Consider the following 17,933-nt stretch of genomic DNA (forward strand, 5'->3'; position numbering starts at 1 on the left):
GTCTTGTGGAAGCCCATTGTATGTTGCGCCAGTCCTCAATGAGGTAAAACCACCGACTGGAGAGCCGGATGCGGGAAATCCGCAAGTCCGGTTCGGAGGGAGGGGCGATACAAACCAATGTATCGTTCCTACCCCTATCAATTTAGGCTATTTCCGGCAAAATTCAAAGGTCTCAGACCTTTGAAAAACTGAAAAATGTGGTTTTGAGGGCGCAATCAGGACATAGAATGGTCGAAAAAATGTTCTGAGCATTGAAAAACCATTTTTCAAAGCTTTCCAGCCTTGTGGGCAGGAAACTTCACATAACCGTTTTAAATGAAATACACTATTTTTGCAAATGTTTCTGAAAGGCAGATAATAAAAATAAAGAAAAAGACAAAAAGGGAGTTGTTAGAGGATGAGCTGGTTTTTTGCTTGCAATATCCCAATGACACGGTGAGCTTTTTGGGATTTGAGGTGGAATATGGTAAAATATAAATTACCTTCCATGAAAAAATCGAATAACCATCATTTTGAGCTTATATTGACAGAACTGGAACAGGATACTGATATTGCCTAAATAATATCAATATTTTTTACCATATTTTTCTCTTTAGCCAAACCTCTTGATAGAACCTTCCTATGCATAAGAATATGGCAAGCATAAACAATCCTATCATAAAGGTAGGAGCCGTATTAAACTTTTCGTCCAGCCAGTATCCTATATAGAAAAACAGAAACGAGGAAACAACAAGGACAAATCCCCATGCACTCAACATCAGTATGGCTGAATATGATATTTTGTTTTTTTTACTTCTAACCGCTAACATTTTTCCAACCCTCCCCTCTAAAATGAGGTGGAAGATGAGTCCCCCGCCCTGCCGGATGAGGAACTCACCTTTTAGCTGACGATAGATCTAAGGACATCTACTACAGGTGCGGTAAAGAGGGCAATGAGAATAGCATAAAGCGCGAAGGAACCGATAGCTTCGCTGAGATACATTCTCTGATATTTGTACTTAAGAGAAGTGATGATCAAACCGCCGATAATTAAACATCCCAGATGAAAGTAAGGGAAATTGCTCGCTCCTGTAGCGACATATTCGGCATATCCGAATGTAGCTGTGGTCAGCACCACAAAAACCGCGACTATTGCTGTTGAAAGTGTCTTTTTCATGATTTAAGCCTCCTTTCTGTCTCTCCGTTTTCTTCTTTACCTTTTAAGAATGAAATTATCATGCCAGTTTGAGTAATTTCTGCAAAAAACTTGTAACACTTTAATGTTCAAGACATATATGTAGATTGTAATGATTTATTGATTTAGAAATACGGTGTAAGAATGGAAAATATTGAAAAAAACGTTAAACGGGATTGAATGAAAATTTGAATAATATATACGGGAATTATTTGCTCAAAGGTTGATGGCTTCGTAAAAAGTCATTTTTTGTCACCCAAAATCATGTCCTGAACTTGTTTCAGGATCATTCAGGGTCTCCAACTTACTGAAATAATTAGATGCTGAAACAAGTGAGATCCTGAAACGAGTTCAGGATGACAAATGGTGCAGTTTATGACTTTTTACGATCTTGTCAAGGTTGATGGCTTCGTAAAAAGTAAAGCTCCACGCCTGTAAGGCGGGGCTTGGGGGGCTTGGGGGTATTGAATGAAGTTAACGAGAAAAACCTTGAAGCGAAAAATGTTTATTGTTAACATGCAAACCAATATTTGGCTGTTAGCTTACACCAAAGTTCTACAAGGAATAGGTTTTTATGCGAGTCGTTGTTCAAAGAGTTGATTATGCTAAAGTTAGTGTAGGTGAGCAGGAAATATCATCCATAGGCAGGGGCATCCTGATTCTGCTCGGAGTTGAAAAAGGAGATGGGAGAGAGGATGCGGATTACCTTCTTGAAAAGGTAGCCAATCTCAGGATATTTGAGGATTCTGATGGAAAGATGAACCTCTCTCTACTGGAGATCTCGGGCAGCATGCTTGTGGTATCTCAATTTACCTTACTGGCTGACTGTCGTAAAGGAAGAAGGCCGTCTTTTGGATACGCAGCGGAGCCTGAACTGGCCAGTGAGCTTTACGAATATTTTGTAAAGAAGGCAAACAGTATGATAAGTGTGGTAAAAGAAGGGAAATTTCAGGAGATGATGAAGATTGAGCTGATAAATAATGGTCCAGTGACCATTCTTCTTGATAGCAGAAAGGTTTTTTAACTATCATCTGTCAGATTTCAGCAAAAATAAAGGATTGGAAGGTTACAGACGAACAACCATTCATTTTGTCTTGCTGACAGGGTGTTTACATGAAAACAACCAATGGTGACGGTATTACTCCATGCAATATCAGAATAGATAAAGAAGGTGTGTGGTATTACAGAGATGTAGAGATGTTTAGAAAGGAGATAGTCAACTTTTTTTATAAAAACCTGAAACGGGATGAGCTGGGAAGATATATTGTCGAAATTAAAGATGAGAGGTGCTATCTGGATGTCGAGGATACCCCGTTTGTGGTGAAAATGGTTCGCCAATCACGTTCAAAAGGTGTTAAAGGTAAGGCTTTATACATTCTGCTGAACGATCAGACAGAAGAGAAACTGGATCCGAGCACACTCTGGATAGAAAAAGATAATGTCCTGTATTGTTCTGTAAAAAATAATAAGTTTTACGCAAGGTTTTTGAGGGCAAGTTACTATCAAATTGCAAACTACATAGAATATGATAGAGAAAGAAACGATTATTTCATTCCACTTGACGGCTGTCATTATTATATAAGAAACGTTGCAGAAAAGAGAAGCTGAAAGCTTATGTCAACTGCTATTGATGCACTCGTAAAAAGTCAGAAAGTGTGCTCTTTGTCGTCCTGAACTTGTTTCAGGATCTCACTTGTTTCAGCATCTAATTATTTCAGCAAGTTAGAGACCCTGAATGATCCTGAAACAAGTTCAGGACATGATTTTGGGTGACAGAAAAAGACTTTTTACGAGATTGTCGCTATTGGCTATCACACATGTAAAATCAAACCTTAGCGCAGGGCTTTAGCCCTGCACTACTTTAGTTATTTTAACTCACTTTAAACTTTAGTCACTTTTATTATGTACGGAGGCGTAAAATGTTAGAAGATGAAATAAAAGAGGGTCTTACCTTTGATGATCTTTTGCTCATTCCGGCAGAATCGAGTGTCCTACCGAGGGACGTCAGTGTTTTTACATTACTTACAAATAATATACGTTTAAATGTTCCTTTAATGAGTGCGGCAATGGATACCGTAACAGAGTCCGAAACCGCCATATGCATGGCCCAGGAAGGTGGGATAGGAATCATTCACAGGAATATGAGTATCGAAAGGCAAGCTCTTGAGATCGATAAAGTAAAAAAATCGGAGAGTGGTATGATTGTTGATCCGATAACCGTAGAGCCTGAACAAAAAGTAAGTGATGCCCTCGATATAATGAGCAGGTACAGGATATCAGGTGTTCCTGTCGTAAAGAATCATAGACTTGTGGGGATCCTGACGAATCGTGATCTCAGGTTTGAAACTAATCTTGATCAACCGGTTTCCAACGTTATGACCAGTGAGAATCTGGTGACAGTTTCTGTAAATATTTCACTCGAAGATTCAAAAAAACTACTCCATAAACACAGAATTGAAAAGCTCCTTGTTGTAGATGATGAATATAATTTAAAGGGGCTGATTACAATTAAAGATATAGAAAAAATAAAGAAATATCCTAATTCCTGTAAGGATTCCCTGGGAAGGTTGAGGGTAGGCGGTGCAGTTGGAATAATCGATAGAGATGAAAGAATCGATGCCCTGCTCGCTGCCGGCGCTGATGTTATAGTCATCGATACCTCACATGGTCATTCTGCAGGAGTTCTCAACGCTATAAAAGATACTAAGATCAATTTCCCCGGGTGCGAACTTATAGCAGGAAATGTGGCGTCGGCTGAAGGGGCGGAAGCTTTGATAAAAGCCGGTGTAGATGCAGTTAAGGTAGGAGTCGGTCCCGGTTCCATATGCACCACAAGAGTTATAGCGGGAGTCGGCATCCCCCAGATGACCGCCATTAAAGATTCTTGCAAGGCAGCTTCAAAATACGGTGTCCCAGTCATAGCCGACGGCGGTATCAAGTTTTCCGGTGATATAGTAAAGGCTCTTGGCGCAGGTGCCCACTGTGTAATGATAGGAGGCCTCTTTGCTGGAACAGAAGAAACTCCCGGCGATACAATTCTCTTTCAGGGAAGAACCTATAAAGTATACAGGGGAATGGGCTCTCTTGAGGCGATGAAGGAAGGGAGCAGGGACAGGTATATGCAGGATGATATAGAGAGCACCCTGAAACTCGTTCCGGAAGGGATAGAGGGCAGGGTTCCCTTCAGGGGGTCACTCTCCGCAAGCATATATCAATTGATCGGAGGACTTAAGGCAGGGATGGGTTACGTCGGGTGCAACACAATAGAAGAACTCAGGGAAAAAGCTCGGTTCGTACGCATAACGCAGTCAGGTCTTCGAGAAAGCCATGTCCACGATGTTATAATAACTAAGGAAGCACCGAATTACTGGCTGGATTAGACGCTTACTGTTTCAACATCGACAATAGTTTGCCGATATGACAAATCCTTCTATAATAATTATTGATTAAGAGTGAGCTAAAGTGCCTAAAGTTGATGTGCTCGTAAAAAGTCAAAATACCCGTCACTCCCGCGAAAGCGGGAGTCCATAACAGCTTGAAATTGCTGGATTCCCGCTTTCGCGGGAATGACAAAAATGAGGTAATGCAGACTTTTTGCGAACTTGTCAAAGTTGAAGAATGCGCTTTCAGCGCAGCCTGTTTTAAATTTAACCGCGCCGAAGGCGTGTACATTAACTTTAGCTCACTTTAGGCACTTTACACTTCACACTTCTTTAACTTTTGGATTTGCGGCTTTGCCGCCTCAGGATACAATTCATGAAACACTCAGATTTCGTCCATCTTCACGTACATACACAATACAGCCTCCTTGACGGGGCAATTCGCCTGGATAATCTCTTTAAAAGGGCAAAAGAATATAAAATGCCGGCCATTGCCATTACAGATCATGGCAATATGTTCGGGGTGATTGACTTCTACCAGAACGCTTACCGATATGGAATCAAACCGATTATCGGATGTGAACTCTATGTTGCTCCAAGAAGTCGCCTGGAAAAGGATTCCAGCCAAATAGGGGAAGTAGCATTTCATCTTACCGTCCTTGTCACGAATATGGAAGGATATAAAAATCTCATAAAGTTAACGACTGCCGGATATCTGGAGGGATTTTACTATCGTCCCAGAGTGGATAAAGAAATTTTATTACAGCATAGTGAAGGGCTTATAGGTATGAGCGGATGTTTGCATGGTGAGATACCGTGGCTTTTACTGAAAGGAAACAGGGATGAGGCAAAGAAGGTTGCTGAAGAATATCGAGGAATATTCGGTGAAGAGAGATTTTACCTTGAGATAATGGAGAACGGTCTTCCTGATCAGAAAATGGTCAATGCTGAACTGATCGAAATCAGCAGGGAACTTTCTATTCCCCTCGTTGCTACAAATGATTGTCATTATCTAAACAGGGAAGATGCTGAGGCACATGACGTTCTTCTATGCATACAGACCGGCAAGACAGTAGATGATAATGACAGGATGAGCTTCAAAACCGACGAGTTCTATTTTAAGTCTCCCGATGAGATGAAGCAAAGCTTTAACTATTGTCCTGAAGCCATTGATAACACGGTAAGGATTGCGGAGCGGTGCAATCTAAGCCTAAATTTTAAAAATATTTTTCTGCCACATTTTGAGATAAACGGAGAAGAAACTCTTGATGGGGATCTGAGGGGAGAAGAAGCTCTTGATAGACATCTGAGCAAGGAAGCCAAAAGTGGACTGGAAAAACTGATGCCGATCATTCTTAAAGGGCAAGATAATAACCTCCGCGATGATTATGAAAAACGGCTGAATCATGAACTTGAAATCATCAAGTCTATGGGGTTTGCCGGTTATTTTCTGATCGTCTCCGATTTTGTCAACTATGCTAAGAACAAAAACATTCCCGTAGGTCCCGGGAGAGGGTCGGCTGCCGGGAGCCTTGTTGCTTACTCCCTTCGAATTACTGATATTGACCCGATACGCTATGGACTGTTCTTTGAAAGGTTTCTTAATCCGAGCAGAAAAAGTATGCCGGACATAGATATTGATTTCTGTGTGGAGGGAAGGGACGATGTAATCAAGTACGTGACCGAAAAGTACGGCAGTGACCGGGTAGCTCAGATTATTACATTTGGCAAGATGCAGGCAAAAGCGGTTATCAGAGATGTGGGAAGAGCACTGAATATGACCTATGGCGAAGTGGACAGGATTGCTAAAATGGTCCCCAATGTCCTCAATATCACCCTCGATGATGCCATCAAGACGGAACCACGTCTCAGGGAGGAGGAAAAAAATAACGAAAAGGTGAGGAAACTGCTGTCACTTTCCCGGTCACTGGAAGGTTTGAACAGGCACTCGTCCACCCATGCAGCCGGTGTGGTTATTTCGGATAAACCATTGGTAGAACGTGCCCCACTTTGTAAGAGCCCTAAGGATGAAATAGTTACGCAATTTTCGATGAATGATCTTCAGTCGGTTGGCCTGACAAAATTTGATTTTTTAGGGTTAAAGACTCTCACGGTGATCAGGGATACCCTTCATTTTGTTAAACAGAATAAAGGTGAGGAAATTGATATCAATACCCTTCCTCTTGATGACAGTCTCACCTATCAATTGCTTTTGAGAGGGGAGACAGATGGTGTTTTTCAGTTGGAAAGTTCCGGGATGAAGGAAATCCTTCTCAGCATGAAACCTGATTGTATTGAAGATATTATAGCTCTTATAGCACTTTATAGACCGGGTCCATTACAGAGCGGTATGGTTTCCGAATATATATCGAGGAAGCAGGGTAAGACAAAGATTGTCTATGAAGTCCCTCGGTTAGAAGAAATTTTAAAGGAAACCTATGGCGTGATTCTTTATCAGGAACAGGTAATGCAGATAGCCAGTGCTCTCGGCAATTATACAATGGGTGAGGCGGATAACCTCCGGAAGGCGATGAGCAAAAAAAGGGCGTCTGTTATGGAAAAAGAACGGCCTAAGTTTCTATCGGGTGCAAAGAAAAAGAAGATACCGGAAAACAAGGCGAATAAGATATTTGAACAGATGGAAACCTTTGCCGGATATGGGTTTAACAAATCCCACAGCACCGCCTACGCCATGATATCGTATCAGACCGCTTACCTGAAGGCACACTATCCTGTTGAGTTTATGGCGTCTCTCCTCACAAGCGAAAAGAATAATAGAGATAAGATCATAAAACATATCAGCGTATGCAAAGATATGGGGATCAAAGTTCTTCCTCCCGATATCAACGAGTCTCTGAGGGACTTTAGTGTAGCGGGTGATAGCATAAGATTTGGTCTTGCCGCCGTGAAAAATGTAGGTGTAGGTGCAATTGATTCTATAATATCCGTAAGATGCGATGCAGGAAAATTTAGTTCATTTTATGATTTCATAAGCGGGGGGAATCTCCAGAAGATAAACAAGAGGGTAATTGAAAGCCTCATTAAGTGCGGCTCTTTTGATTCAATGGAATATAAGAGACGGCAGTTGATGGAAAACTACGAAAAAATAATGGATGTAGCGGTAAGACATCACAAGGATAGGATCAGTAATCAATCCGGGCTCTTTGATCAATTCGATACAGGAAATTTTTCTAAAGAGATCGAAATGGAGGAGGTTGATGAGTGGGATCAGAAGAAATTGCTTTCCTTTGAAAAAGAAACCCTTGGGTTTTATATAACAGGTCACCCGCTTTTAAGATTTGTAGATAGTTTAAATAAGGTTACGGATACCGACTCGGAGAGCATTACAGAAAGAGAGGATAGAGAAACAGTTGCATTTGGAGGCATCGTCAGTGACATCCGAGAGGTTACCACAAAGAAAAAAGAAACAATGGCATATGTTACAATTGAGGACATGAAAGGCTCTGTTAGCGTTATCGTATTTGCTGATTTGTACAGGAAGGCTTTTTCCATTCTTCATGGTGAGGAACCGGTTCTTATAAAGGGAACTCTGGATGTAAACGAGGAAAGCATCAAGGTTATAGCATCTGATGCAAATATCCTTGCAGATGCACTGGAAAAGCCTTTTAGCTCGGTACATTTCACGGTTGACGTCGGAAAATCGGAAGGAAAAGATATTGAGTTAATAAAAGAGTTGCTCCAGAAGCATAAAGGTAAGTATGATGGGTATATTCATTTAATCGTAGCCGATAAAAGTGAAACAGTAATATATCTGGGAAAGGACCTGAAACTCAATATATCGGATGATATGAAGAGAGAAGCGGACAATGTCCTGGGTCCGGGAGCGACACAGTTTAAATGAATAGTTTTGAGTTCCGAGTTCAAAGTTCCGGGTTTGGGGCTCAATTTATTTTTGCTTTTCACGGCTCGTAACTTTGATGTACTCGTAAAAAGTCTTTCTTTGTCACCCAAAATCATGTCCTGAACTTGTTTCAGGATCATTCAGGGTCTCCTGAGATTCTGAAATAAATTCAGAATGACAAGAGTGGATACTGAGATAATTAGATGCTGAAACAAGTGAGATCCTGAAACGAGTTCAGGATGACAAGTTGTGCAGTTTATCACTTTTCACGGCTCGTAACTTTGAACTTTAAACCTTGAACTTGAAACTTTAATAAATGAAATATCAGGAAAGGACTTACAGGAACAGAGTTTCGAAAAAAGAAAATCTGGTTTCTTTTCAAATAAAGGTTGGTGAAACTGACCTCTATATCAGTGCCGGTAAGAATCTGGCAGACATAGCCCGTAAGTCTGTTCATAAGTACAGGAGGTTTATTGAGGAATACATCAAACATCGGCCTCAATTCTTAGATTCACTTGTGCCCATCAATCCTGATGAAATGGCACCGGCTATCATAAAAGATATGCTAAAAGCTTCGAGAATTTCGGGAGTGGGGCCTATGGCTTCTGTGGCCGGAGCTGTTGCCCAGCATGTAGGAATAGATCTTTTAGAGCACTCTGATGATATCATAGTGGAAAACGGTGGTGACATATTCTTGAAATCTGAAAGTGAAATAACCATCGGGATATTTGCCGGTGAGTCTCCCATGAGTCACAAGGTTGCCCTGAAAATACGTCCTGAGGATATGCCCCTTGGTATTTGTACTTCTTCAGGTACAGTCGGCCATTCATTGAGCCTGGGCAGGGCTGACGCTGTGTGTGTGACATCTAAATCAGCATCTCTGGCTGATGCTGCCGCGACATCTATCGGGAATCGAGTCAGGAAGGAAAAGGATATTAAAAAGGCCCTTAATTTTGGTGCAGAGATTGAAGGCGTACTCGGCATACTGATCATTGTTGGAGACAAACTGGGGGCGTATGGAGCGATAGAATTAGTGTGATTGCTTATATGAAAGTTCCGAGTTCAGAGTTCAAAGTTCCGAGTTGTAGGGTGGGCGCTGCCCACCAACTTTCTTATTGTGGGTAGCATGGACAAACTTGTTTGTCCGTGCCACCCTGACGGTTGATCCCTGTTAACTGGCATGAAGGTTTGGTGTAATGTGAAAAACCCTGACATTGACAGATTGAAAATAGCCCTTCTTCACTATTCCTGTCCCCATGTTGTTGGTGGTGTTGAGGAGGTTATCGGACAGCAGGCTTCACTCTTCCACCGGCATGGACATGAAGTGAAGATTATTGCCGGGAAGGGGGATGTTTTTACGGAAGAGTTTCCCGTGATAATTAATCCCCTCTTTTCCTCTACGAATACCTTTGTTAACAGGGCACAGCAGGAACTTATAAATGGAAAACGCTTGCACTTCGATGATTTGATCGAAAACATATTTGTGGAGTTGAAGAGTGAACTTGAATCATTCGATTTCCTTATCGCTCATAATGTAATGACCATGCCGTATAATCTTCCCCTGATCTTTGCCATCAAAAAACTGGCAGATTACGAAAAGGTGAAGGTGATAAGCTGGAATCATGACTCCTGCTATTTTTTCCCTGACTGTCCTGATGTTTACCATTCAGAACCATGGGATATCCTCAAAACAAAAATTCCCTCCATACATTATGTCTGTATCTCTGAAGTACGGTCTAAACAATTTCGAGAGCTTTACAAAACGAAAGAAAAAATAACGGCCATCCCTGACGGCATCGATCCACCAGAGTTTTTTCAGCTTGCTCCGGATTTGAAAAAGATAGTTCGCGAACAGAAGCTTTATGAAGCAGATCTCATAATGGTTCACCCTTCACGGTTGATTCCAAGGAAGAACTTCGAGCTTGGACTGAAAGTCGTTTATGCTCTAAAGAAGAAGGGTGTCAATGTTCGCTATCTTATTACTGGCGTTTATGATCCGCATGAACCGAAGAACCTGAAATACTACCGCGAGCTGAAGAAGATAATCAAAGATTTCAATATAACGCGGGAAGTGCTTATTATTGCCGACTACCCGATGAAAAATGGCAAGAAGATTATTCCAGATAATACATTCATCCGCGATTTGTACTTCATCGCTGATATTCTCTTCATGCCGAGTATATCGGAAGGATTTGGCCTTCCACTCCTTGAGGCCGGGATGGCCAAACTGCCGATCGTCTGTTCTGACATTCCTTCATTTATGGAAATCGGTAGAGATTATGTATGTTCCTTCTCCATTACCGACGCGCCTGACCGGATTGCCGAAAAAATACTCCACTTTCTTGCGACGATTTCAACACACAATATGTATCGAAACGTGATAGAAAAGTATGCGTGGGATGCTGTTTATAGAAATCATATCAGGCCTCTGTTCAAAAAAGCCATGAAAGCCCGGCGAGGTAAAGTATGAGGGATTTTAATGTCTTAATTATAGGTTCCGGTCCGGCAGGCCTTTTTGCAGCAAGCTGGCTTGAACGCCTGGGTGTTGACAGGATTGCTATCTTCGACCAAAATCGATATCCCGCCGGAGGATTACTAAACGACGGCAAACTGAATTTTGACTACCGTGTTGGAATTGACCTTGATGAGCTTCAGATTGGAAGAGTCGAGGCTCAGAATTTAATGGACGAGGTAAAGCAGGTTTTTGTTAAATTTCCCCGCTGCCAGCAGGTTACTTTTATCGAAAACAGTGAAAAAATAAATGCGTGGAAAAAAATTGCCGATGAGCACGGTGTACAGTTTATCGCTCCCGAGCAGTGGCATTATGGGACGGATAATGGCAAACAACTGGTTGATTATCTGAGAGGCCTGCTCAAACATACCACTTTTTTCTTAGGCACTGAGGTTGTCTCTATTGAAAAAATCCCCCCTAACCCCCCTTTAATAAAGGGGGGCAGGGATGATTTCAAAAGGGGGAGATTGGCAGACGGAAGATATTGTTTTGTATGTCAGAAGGGCCAAAAGACGGAAAAATATTCCGGAAAAGTTGTCCTTGCTTGTCCGGGGCGTGGCGGCGCGTACTGGTTCAGAGATTCATCTAAAAAAATTAAAGTTAAAAACAATTTCGGCCCCATTGATGTGGGTATCCGTATAGAACTAAACAGAAAGTTTTATGATCCCATAACTGATGTTGTATACGACCCGAAGTTTATCTTTTGCACAAAACGCCATGGTGACAGGGTGAGAACCTTTTGTACCAATCCGGGTGGAAGGGTAAGAATTGAAAATTACGGAGATTTTAAGCTGGTTAACGGTGATGCTCTTTTCGATCGCAAAACAGAAAACACAAATTTTGCGTTAATAAATACGGTTTCTCTCACACAGCCCTTTTCTGATACCACCGAATTTGGCCAGATGATCGCGAGACAATTTTTCCTGCTGGGTGGTGGCAGGCCGATTGTTCAGAGGGTAGGGGACTTCAGGGAAGGAAAGAGAAGTTCTAAATCGACTTTTAACAGTAAAACCCGTCACTTCGACCGCTGCAAGGCCACATATAACGCGGTACCTGGTGATATTACGCTCGGCTTGCCTGCGCGCATTGTAGACAATCTCTGGGAATCACTGAAAACTCTTGACAAGATTGTACCCGGCATTCTTCATCCTTCAACTTTGCTGTATGCACCTGAGATCAAATTCTTCGATACTCATTTTCCAACTGACCAATATCTTGAAACGAACATTAAGGGTATCTTTGTGGCCGGAGATGGTACGGGAAAGAGCCGGGGAATAGTTGGAGCAGCCGTTTCGGGAATAATCGCCGCGAAAGGAATTTTCGAAAAGTATTTTTAAACCCCACCATAAATAACCTTTGCGTATTACGGGGCGAATGTAATTTTAAACGAAGTGCCCCCGTCTCTTTCAACCTCCAGGGTCCCCTTGAGTTGAGCAACCAGAATACTGATCAGGCGTAATCCGAGTGTTTCAGTATCGTTGATGTCTATATCTTCCGGGAAGCCTACACCATTGTCACTGACAACCAGTGTCAATCTTTTATCACCATCAGGATGAAAATCGATAGCAATCTCTCCTTCCCTGCCTTCAGGAAAGGCATGTTTAAGTGCGTTGGAGATCAGTTCATTTATAATCAGACCGCAGGGAACGGCCTTGTTAATATCAAGAAATACATCGGAACAGTTGACGTTCAGCCTGACGGTATTGGGATAAACAACATAGTTACGGAAGAGATGTTTGGTTATGCCTTTTATATAATCGTCAAAGTCAATCTTTGCCAGGTCTTTAGACTGGTAGAGCTTTTCATGGACGGATGCCATGGAGAAAATACGGTCCCGGCTCTCCTTGAACATTTCAAGGGATTCCTTATCCTTTACATATTCTGACTGGAGATTGAGGAGGCTCGAGATTACCTGCATGTTATTCTTCACCCTGTGATGTATCTCCTGGAGAAGCACCTCCTTTTCTTTTAAGGATTCCCTGATCTGTTCTTCCGCACGCTTACGGTTGGTGATCTCCAATTGAAGTTGATCATTCGCTTTTATCAGATCAGCTGTTCGCTTTTTCACCATTTCCTCAAGATGATCTTGGTATTTTCTCAATTCTTCCTCTGTTAGCTTGCGCTTTGCAATTTCCTGTTCGAGCTGCAGATTCTTTTCGCTGACCTCCCTTTTTCTCTTGGATTCTTCATCAAGGCGGGTATTAAGGACAATATCTCTGGTTCTGCTCCTCAGAACAAAGATGTTTCCGCCCAGTATAATGAGGGCAGCCATGCCCATTACCAGGAGCAGGTTTTGTGGTTTCGTGTGTCCAAATACCCTGGAGACAGGAATAGCAGTGACTATGTAAAATGGGGTATTTTTGATTGGCAACCGTACGGCAAGCATTTCTGTCCTGGAAACGCCATTACTGATGCTCTTAAATATGTACGGTTTTCCGCTAACAAAATTACAAGGGTCGGGCATACCGGAAAAAGCTTCTGGTTGTATCTTTGACACAGGGTAAAAATGCACTTTTTCGCAATCAACCAAAAAGAGGTGTTCAGACAAACTGTCTTCCGATTTAATCAGGTGGCTATAAACAGTTTCTGGTGAGATCCATGAGATGATCTGCCCCGTATAGTTGCCTTTAAAGAAATAGGGCATAAAGACCATCACCTCTATCAATGACCCGTCATGTTGGATGACGATATGCGGACCGGTTCTTTCCGGTGTAAGCAATTCTTTCCGGTTCAACTTCTGCTCCTGATTTGACTTGGAAAGTTGACTGTTGACAAGTAATTCTCCGGAACGGTCTGCGAGGATAATACGGGTATAAATCGGATCATCGCCAAGTTTCTTTTCCCTCATTATACGATCAAAGCTTTCAAATATGTTAAGTAGACTGGCTTCCAGTCCATATTCCATTGACATACCGAGTGCCCTGTTTTCAAAAAAGATGGAAATCTCCCGGCTTGCCGAGAGATTTTTTAGATCGTCTTTGCGCTCATGGAAGAAGTTGCTTACCGCCGTTGTCCGCTTTTCCAGTTTATGTTTTAACTGCTTGAATGAGGCATCCTGAAGATCCCGCTGAGCCACATAGTTTGTACCCAGAAGAAAAACGATGTATCCCAGCATAACAAAACTTGCCAGAAATATTGCGAGATTCTCCTTCGTCGCTACAACATTCCGTATCGTTTGTAAATTCGTTCTTTCCGGCATAGCAACTGTTATCCTTTTCTGTCTTTTTTCTTGAAAAACTCAGGGTAGTATCTGAAAACCGCAGGGTAATATTTCTTGACAAGGCGCATGTACGTTCCGTCCTCTCTGCACTGCTCGAAAAATTTGTTGAAAACGTCTCTTAAATCTCCGGATGTTTTGGCGAAGGCACAGGCCATGTTCTGCATAGGGGAAACCGGGCCAAGTATTTTGATTTTACCGGGCCATTTTTCCAGGGCAATAAGGGCGTCGGGTACGTCCAGGAGAGTTGTTTCGGCATCACAGTTAATCACGGCAGGAGCAAGTTCATTCAGGTTTCCGTAAAACAGTTTAATCCGTGCTCCAGCCTCTTCCAGTCCGTAAAGATCTGGATCCAGGCATGTGTTGGCCACTCCCAGGATGGTACGACCATTGAGCAGCGCTTTTACCGCGGCGATGTCTTTATGGATGTTATCACCAGGCTTGATTGGTTTTATTGGTGAATCCGCTCGTGTGATTATCCAGACCTGTGTGGGAAAGGTAGGTATCGAATAGAACACAACTTTCTGACGCCAGGGAAGAATCGTAAAGCCGTTTGCAACAATATCTCCCTTAACGGGCACATTACCTGTTATTTCGATATCTTTTCCCCTGGGCTTGACTTTTTCCCCGGTCAGATCTCCGATTACTGCTCCCCATGAGGTCTCGACATACTCATATTTAACACCCAGATGTTGAGCAAAGAGTTGTACCAGCTCTACATCCATCCCGTCTCCACTGCCCGTTACAAAGTTGGCATAAGGTACCCCCAGGTGCCGCAAGACCCCCCTCTCTTTAATATCAGAAACATCTACACCAGATGCTTTTGTCACAGGAATAATTATCAATACAACGACCATACATATCAAAATTGTCATCCGATACAGAAACTCTTTTTTCCTTTTCATCGTTTGCTCCTATTCTGAAAATTTTAATACAGGAAGCTCAGGCCTTGCAATGCAACATTCGGAACAGCTTATCTTTTCCGATTAAGTTAAGGCTTTTAGACGGAGGAGTTTTAAAACAAAGAAAAAGAATTTCGGCAACCTGGCAATCACCTTTCCAGTGACCCATAGCTTTGCGTCCTACCCTCACGGATAATTTGCCTTTATCGATTCTCAAAGAACTTTAATTGAAAAATACTTATATTTAGCGAATAAACGCTTTTTAATACGATGTCAAATGTTTTTTGAAATGACTTTACCTGTTTGCCGACAGAGCCATGTGTCAGCTCACTTCACACCTTTCAGCTTTAGCACAAAGACAGTTCCTTTCGGTGTGTTGTCCTCAACATGAACGCTTCCGCCATAATTATGCATGGTTTCCTTTGCTATATACAAGCCAAGGCCTGTGCGGGCAGTTTCACCATGCACAAAATTCTCTTCAAAAATCTTTTTCTTTATCTCATCAGGAATCCCGATCCCATTATCAGCAATCCTGATTTCACACATATCCCTTGCTTTTTCTATCTTTATCTCTACCCTGTCAGCCTTCCCATGAATTAAAGCGTTGGCTATTATGTTGTCTATCACCGAGCTCAGGGCCTGATCGGCAAGAATCTGTCCCTTTCCTTCAATCGTAAACTGAATGGAGGGATAGCTCTTCATTGCTTCCTTTATCGTGCTTCCGATATTGTACAGCTTAAGGTTTCTGTGGGACGAAATAAAACTCTCAAGCTCCCTCATACTTCTTATCAGATCAACGCTCTTCCCGACACGGTCAGATGCCTCTTTGAGGAGCATCTCTTCCCCCGATTCCCCATAAAGTCTAAGGGCGCTCCTGATAACAGACAGGTCATTTATTAAATCATGCCTCAGGATCTTGTTAATCATCGTAATGTGATAACGGCTGGTCTTCAGTTCTTCCTCGGCATTTTTGCGGTTGGTGATGTCGCGGGCAATCCCAAAAATCCCGGTGATTTCACCTGAGCTGTTGTGCATAGGTACCTTAATGACGTGAAACGTGATCGGAACCCCTCTCATCGGTTTGGTTTGTTCCTCTTGAGTGGTTTCTCCTTTAAGAACTCGAGAATCTATATCCTTGATGTGAATGCCCGCTTCCTTCCCGAAAAGTTCGTCGTCCGTCTGGCCGATCAGTTTTGAAGCCGAAACTTCGAAAAGCTGCTCCATTGCTGGATTGACATGGGTATATCTTAGAGAACGATCCTTAATGAAAATACAGTCTTGAGCTTTCTCGAAGATGGTTCGAAACCTTTCTTCTGATTCACGCAACCGCCTCTCTATATCTTTTTTGTGAAGGCCGATCTCTATGGATGCTTTTATTTCTCTTTCTTGAAACGGTTTTACAATGTAGCCGAAAGGTTCCACATTTTTTGCTCTTTCTATGAATTTATCATCCGTATAGGCGGTTACGAATATGGCTGGAATATCCAGTTCCGTTTTAATTTTTTGGGAGGCATCAATACCGTCTAATCTCCCCGGCATAACAATATCCATCAGGACTATATCCGGTCTTAAGTGTCTTGCCATCTCTACGGCTTCTGTTCCGGAAGAAGCACTTCCCACGACATCATATCCCATTAATGTCAGGCGCTCCTCCAACTGGCTGATTACCACAGCCTCGTCATCCACTATCATTACTTTATGCATTCTGCACCTCATCTCCGAGCAGTTTGAATTCTATGATAAATTCTGTGCCTCTATTTCTGTTCCGTTCAATTCGGATTTCTCCCTTTAGCTGTTTCTGAACTATATTTCTGACCAGCTTCATGCCCATGCTGTCAGTTTCATGAATATCAATTTCGTCGGGGATACCGATACCGTCGTCTTTGACTCTTATAATAATCATGTTTTCGGCTGACTCCTCCATGAAAATTTCAATTACCCCTTTTTGCTTATCTTCGAAGGCATGTTTGAAGGCATTGGAAATCAATTCACTCAAGACAAGGGCACAGGGCAGAGCCTGGTCTATGGAAAGGTAAACACCGGAAGCATTAACAACGGGGGTAATCATTTTTGTACTGTTATTAACTCTCGACAGGAAGCTGACCAGTTCACTGATATGTTTCTCCATTTCAATCCGATCAAACTTTTCGCTCTGGTAAAGCTGTGAATGGATAATTGCCATTGAGTGTATTTTGGAGCGGGTATCTGTAATTAAATCATTTGCCCTCTTATCACGGATTCGCAGGCTGCTCATATCAAGCAGGCTCGAAATAACCTGAAGGTTATTTTTTACCCTGTGATGAATTTCCCTCAACATAACCTCTTTTTCCCTGAGAGATATCTCGATTTGTTCCTGTGACAGCTTGTGTTCGATAATTTCCTGTCTTAATCTTTCACTTGTCGTTTCTAATTCAATCGTGCGTTCCACTACCTGCTGTTCCAGTGTCTTGCTGTATGACCGCAGTTTATTCTCCAGGATCATCTTCCTCTCACTCAGGATGGCAACCACCGTCCCGACAACCACAAACATAAATGCACGTATCACGTCCGTCTTGATGGAGGTATCAAGCGGGCCCACGACATGTGAAACCAGAAGCATCAGGGCAAGGAATACCGCAACTACTATGCCCTTGCGTGACCACCACAAGCTTGCCAGAATGACAGGTACGTAGAAAAGATGTGTAAAGATAACCTCAATTCTTAGAACAAAGTGACAATAGTATGTTGCCACCAGACAGATGATAAGAAGAAATACAAGAACCGCAACTTTGTATAACTCTCTGTTTTTCATAATAGATGGCATGGGGGGGGGGGGGGTAGGTCTTGCAACATTGAAAGACACAAAAAGTTTTCAGTTGGAAAGAAACAATCTGTGTTAAATGTTGC

Annotated in this window: 14 protein-coding genes and 1 riboswitch; of the genes, 8 read left to right on the forward strand and 6 right to left on the reverse strand. The window is 42.3% G+C overall.

From position 1 onward, the window contains the following. Positions 1-315: 315 nt before the first annotated feature. Positions 316-477: a hypothetical protein gene (locus Q7J27_03995; GenBank protein MDO9528303.1), complete on the forward strand. Its 162-nt coding sequence runs from the start codon at positions 316-318 to the stop codon at positions 475-477. A 98-nt stretch (positions 478-575) separates the two neighbouring features. On the opposite strand, the gene Q7J27_04000 is transcribed toward Q7J27_03995, so the two are convergent. Further along, entirely contained in the window at positions 576-809 is a 234-nt protein-coding gene (locus tag Q7J27_04000; GenBank protein ID MDO9528304.1) for an AtpZ/AtpI family protein, read from the reverse strand. A 71-nt stretch (positions 810-880) separates the two neighbouring features. Next, positions 881-1,156, reverse strand: coding sequence for a hypothetical protein (locus Q7J27_04005; GenBank protein MDO9528305.1), 276 nt, complete (start codon positions 1,154-1,156; stop codon positions 881-883). Between the two features lie 592 nt (positions 1,157-1,748). On the opposite strand from Q7J27_04005, the gene dtd reads away from it, so the two are divergent. From dtd to Q7J27_04040, 7 genes are all read left to right on the forward strand, one after another. After that, positions 1,749-2,198: a D-aminoacyl-tRNA deacylase gene (gene dtd / locus Q7J27_04010; protein ID MDO9528306.1), complete on the forward strand. Its 450-nt coding sequence runs from the start codon at positions 1,749-1,751 to the stop codon at positions 2,196-2,198. A gap of 89 nt (positions 2,199-2,287) precedes the next feature. Beyond that, positions 2,288-2,782 carry a DUF1285 domain-containing protein gene (locus tag Q7J27_04015; GenBank protein MDO9528307.1) on the forward strand — a complete coding sequence of 165 codons (495 nt, stop codon included), beginning with the start codon at positions 2,288-2,290 and terminating at the stop codon, positions 2,780-2,782. Between the two features lie 311 nt (positions 2,783-3,093). Next, positions 3,094-4,554, forward strand: coding sequence for an IMP dehydrogenase (gene guaB, locus Q7J27_04020; GenBank protein ID MDO9528308.1), 1,461 nt, complete (start codon positions 3,094-3,096; stop codon positions 4,552-4,554). Positions 4,555-4,930: 376 nt separating this feature from the next. After that, on the forward strand, positions 4,931-8,416 hold the full coding sequence (locus Q7J27_04025) for a DNA polymerase III subunit alpha (protein ID MDO9528309.1): 3,486 nt from the start codon (positions 4,931-4,933) through the stop codon (positions 8,414-8,416). Positions 8,417-8,732: 316 nt separating this feature from the next. Next, on the forward strand, positions 8,733-9,455 hold the full coding sequence (locus Q7J27_04030) for a UPF0280 family protein (protein MDO9528310.1): 723 nt from the start codon (positions 8,733-8,735) through the stop codon (positions 9,453-9,455). A gap of 141 nt (positions 9,456-9,596) precedes the next feature. Next, a complete protein-coding gene (locus Q7J27_04035; protein ID MDO9528311.1) occupies positions 9,597-10,886 on the forward strand; it encodes a glycosyltransferase family 4 protein in 1,290 nt (429 codons plus the stop codon). Then, entirely contained in the window at positions 10,883-12,265 is a 1,383-nt protein-coding gene (locus tag Q7J27_04040) for an FAD-dependent monooxygenase (protein MDO9528312.1), read from the forward strand. Before Q7J27_04035 ends, Q7J27_04040 begins: the two co-directional genes overlap by 4 nt. Before the next feature lie 26 nt (positions 12,266-12,291). On the opposite strand, the gene Q7J27_04045 is transcribed toward Q7J27_04040, so the two are convergent. The 4 genes from Q7J27_04045 to Q7J27_04060 all read right to left on the reverse strand — a co-directional run bounded on the left by Q7J27_04045 (position 12,292) and on the right by Q7J27_04060 (position 17,838). Next, entirely contained in the window at positions 12,292-14,127 is a 1,836-nt protein-coding gene (locus tag Q7J27_04045) for a histidine kinase dimerization/phosphoacceptor domain -containing protein (protein MDO9528313.1), read from the reverse strand. A gap of 8 nt (positions 14,128-14,135) precedes the next feature. Next, a complete protein-coding gene (locus Q7J27_04050) occupies positions 14,136-15,050 on the reverse strand; it encodes a transporter substrate-binding domain-containing protein (GenBank protein MDO9528314.1) in 915 nt (304 codons plus the stop codon). Positions 15,051-15,180: 130 nt separating this feature from the next. Then, a riboswitch (cyclic di-GMP riboswitch) is annotated at positions 15,181-15,259 on the reverse strand. 115 nt (positions 15,260-15,374) lie between these two features. Further along, entirely contained in the window at positions 15,375-16,751 is a 1,377-nt protein-coding gene (locus Q7J27_04055; GenBank protein MDO9528315.1) for a response regulator, read from the reverse strand. Beyond that, on the reverse strand, positions 16,744-17,838 hold the full coding sequence (locus tag Q7J27_04060) for a histidine kinase dimerization/phosphoacceptor domain -containing protein (GenBank protein MDO9528316.1): 1,095 nt from the start codon (positions 17,836-17,838) through the stop codon (positions 16,744-16,746). The genes Q7J27_04055 and Q7J27_04060 overlap by 8 nt, the downstream gene beginning before the upstream one ends. Between the last annotated feature and the right edge of the window lie 95 nt (positions 17,839-17,933).

The organism is Syntrophales bacterium, from assembly GCA_030655775.1.
In the GTDB taxonomy this organism is placed as follows: Bacteria; Desulfobacterota; Syntrophia; order Syntrophales; family JADFWA01; genus JAUSPI01.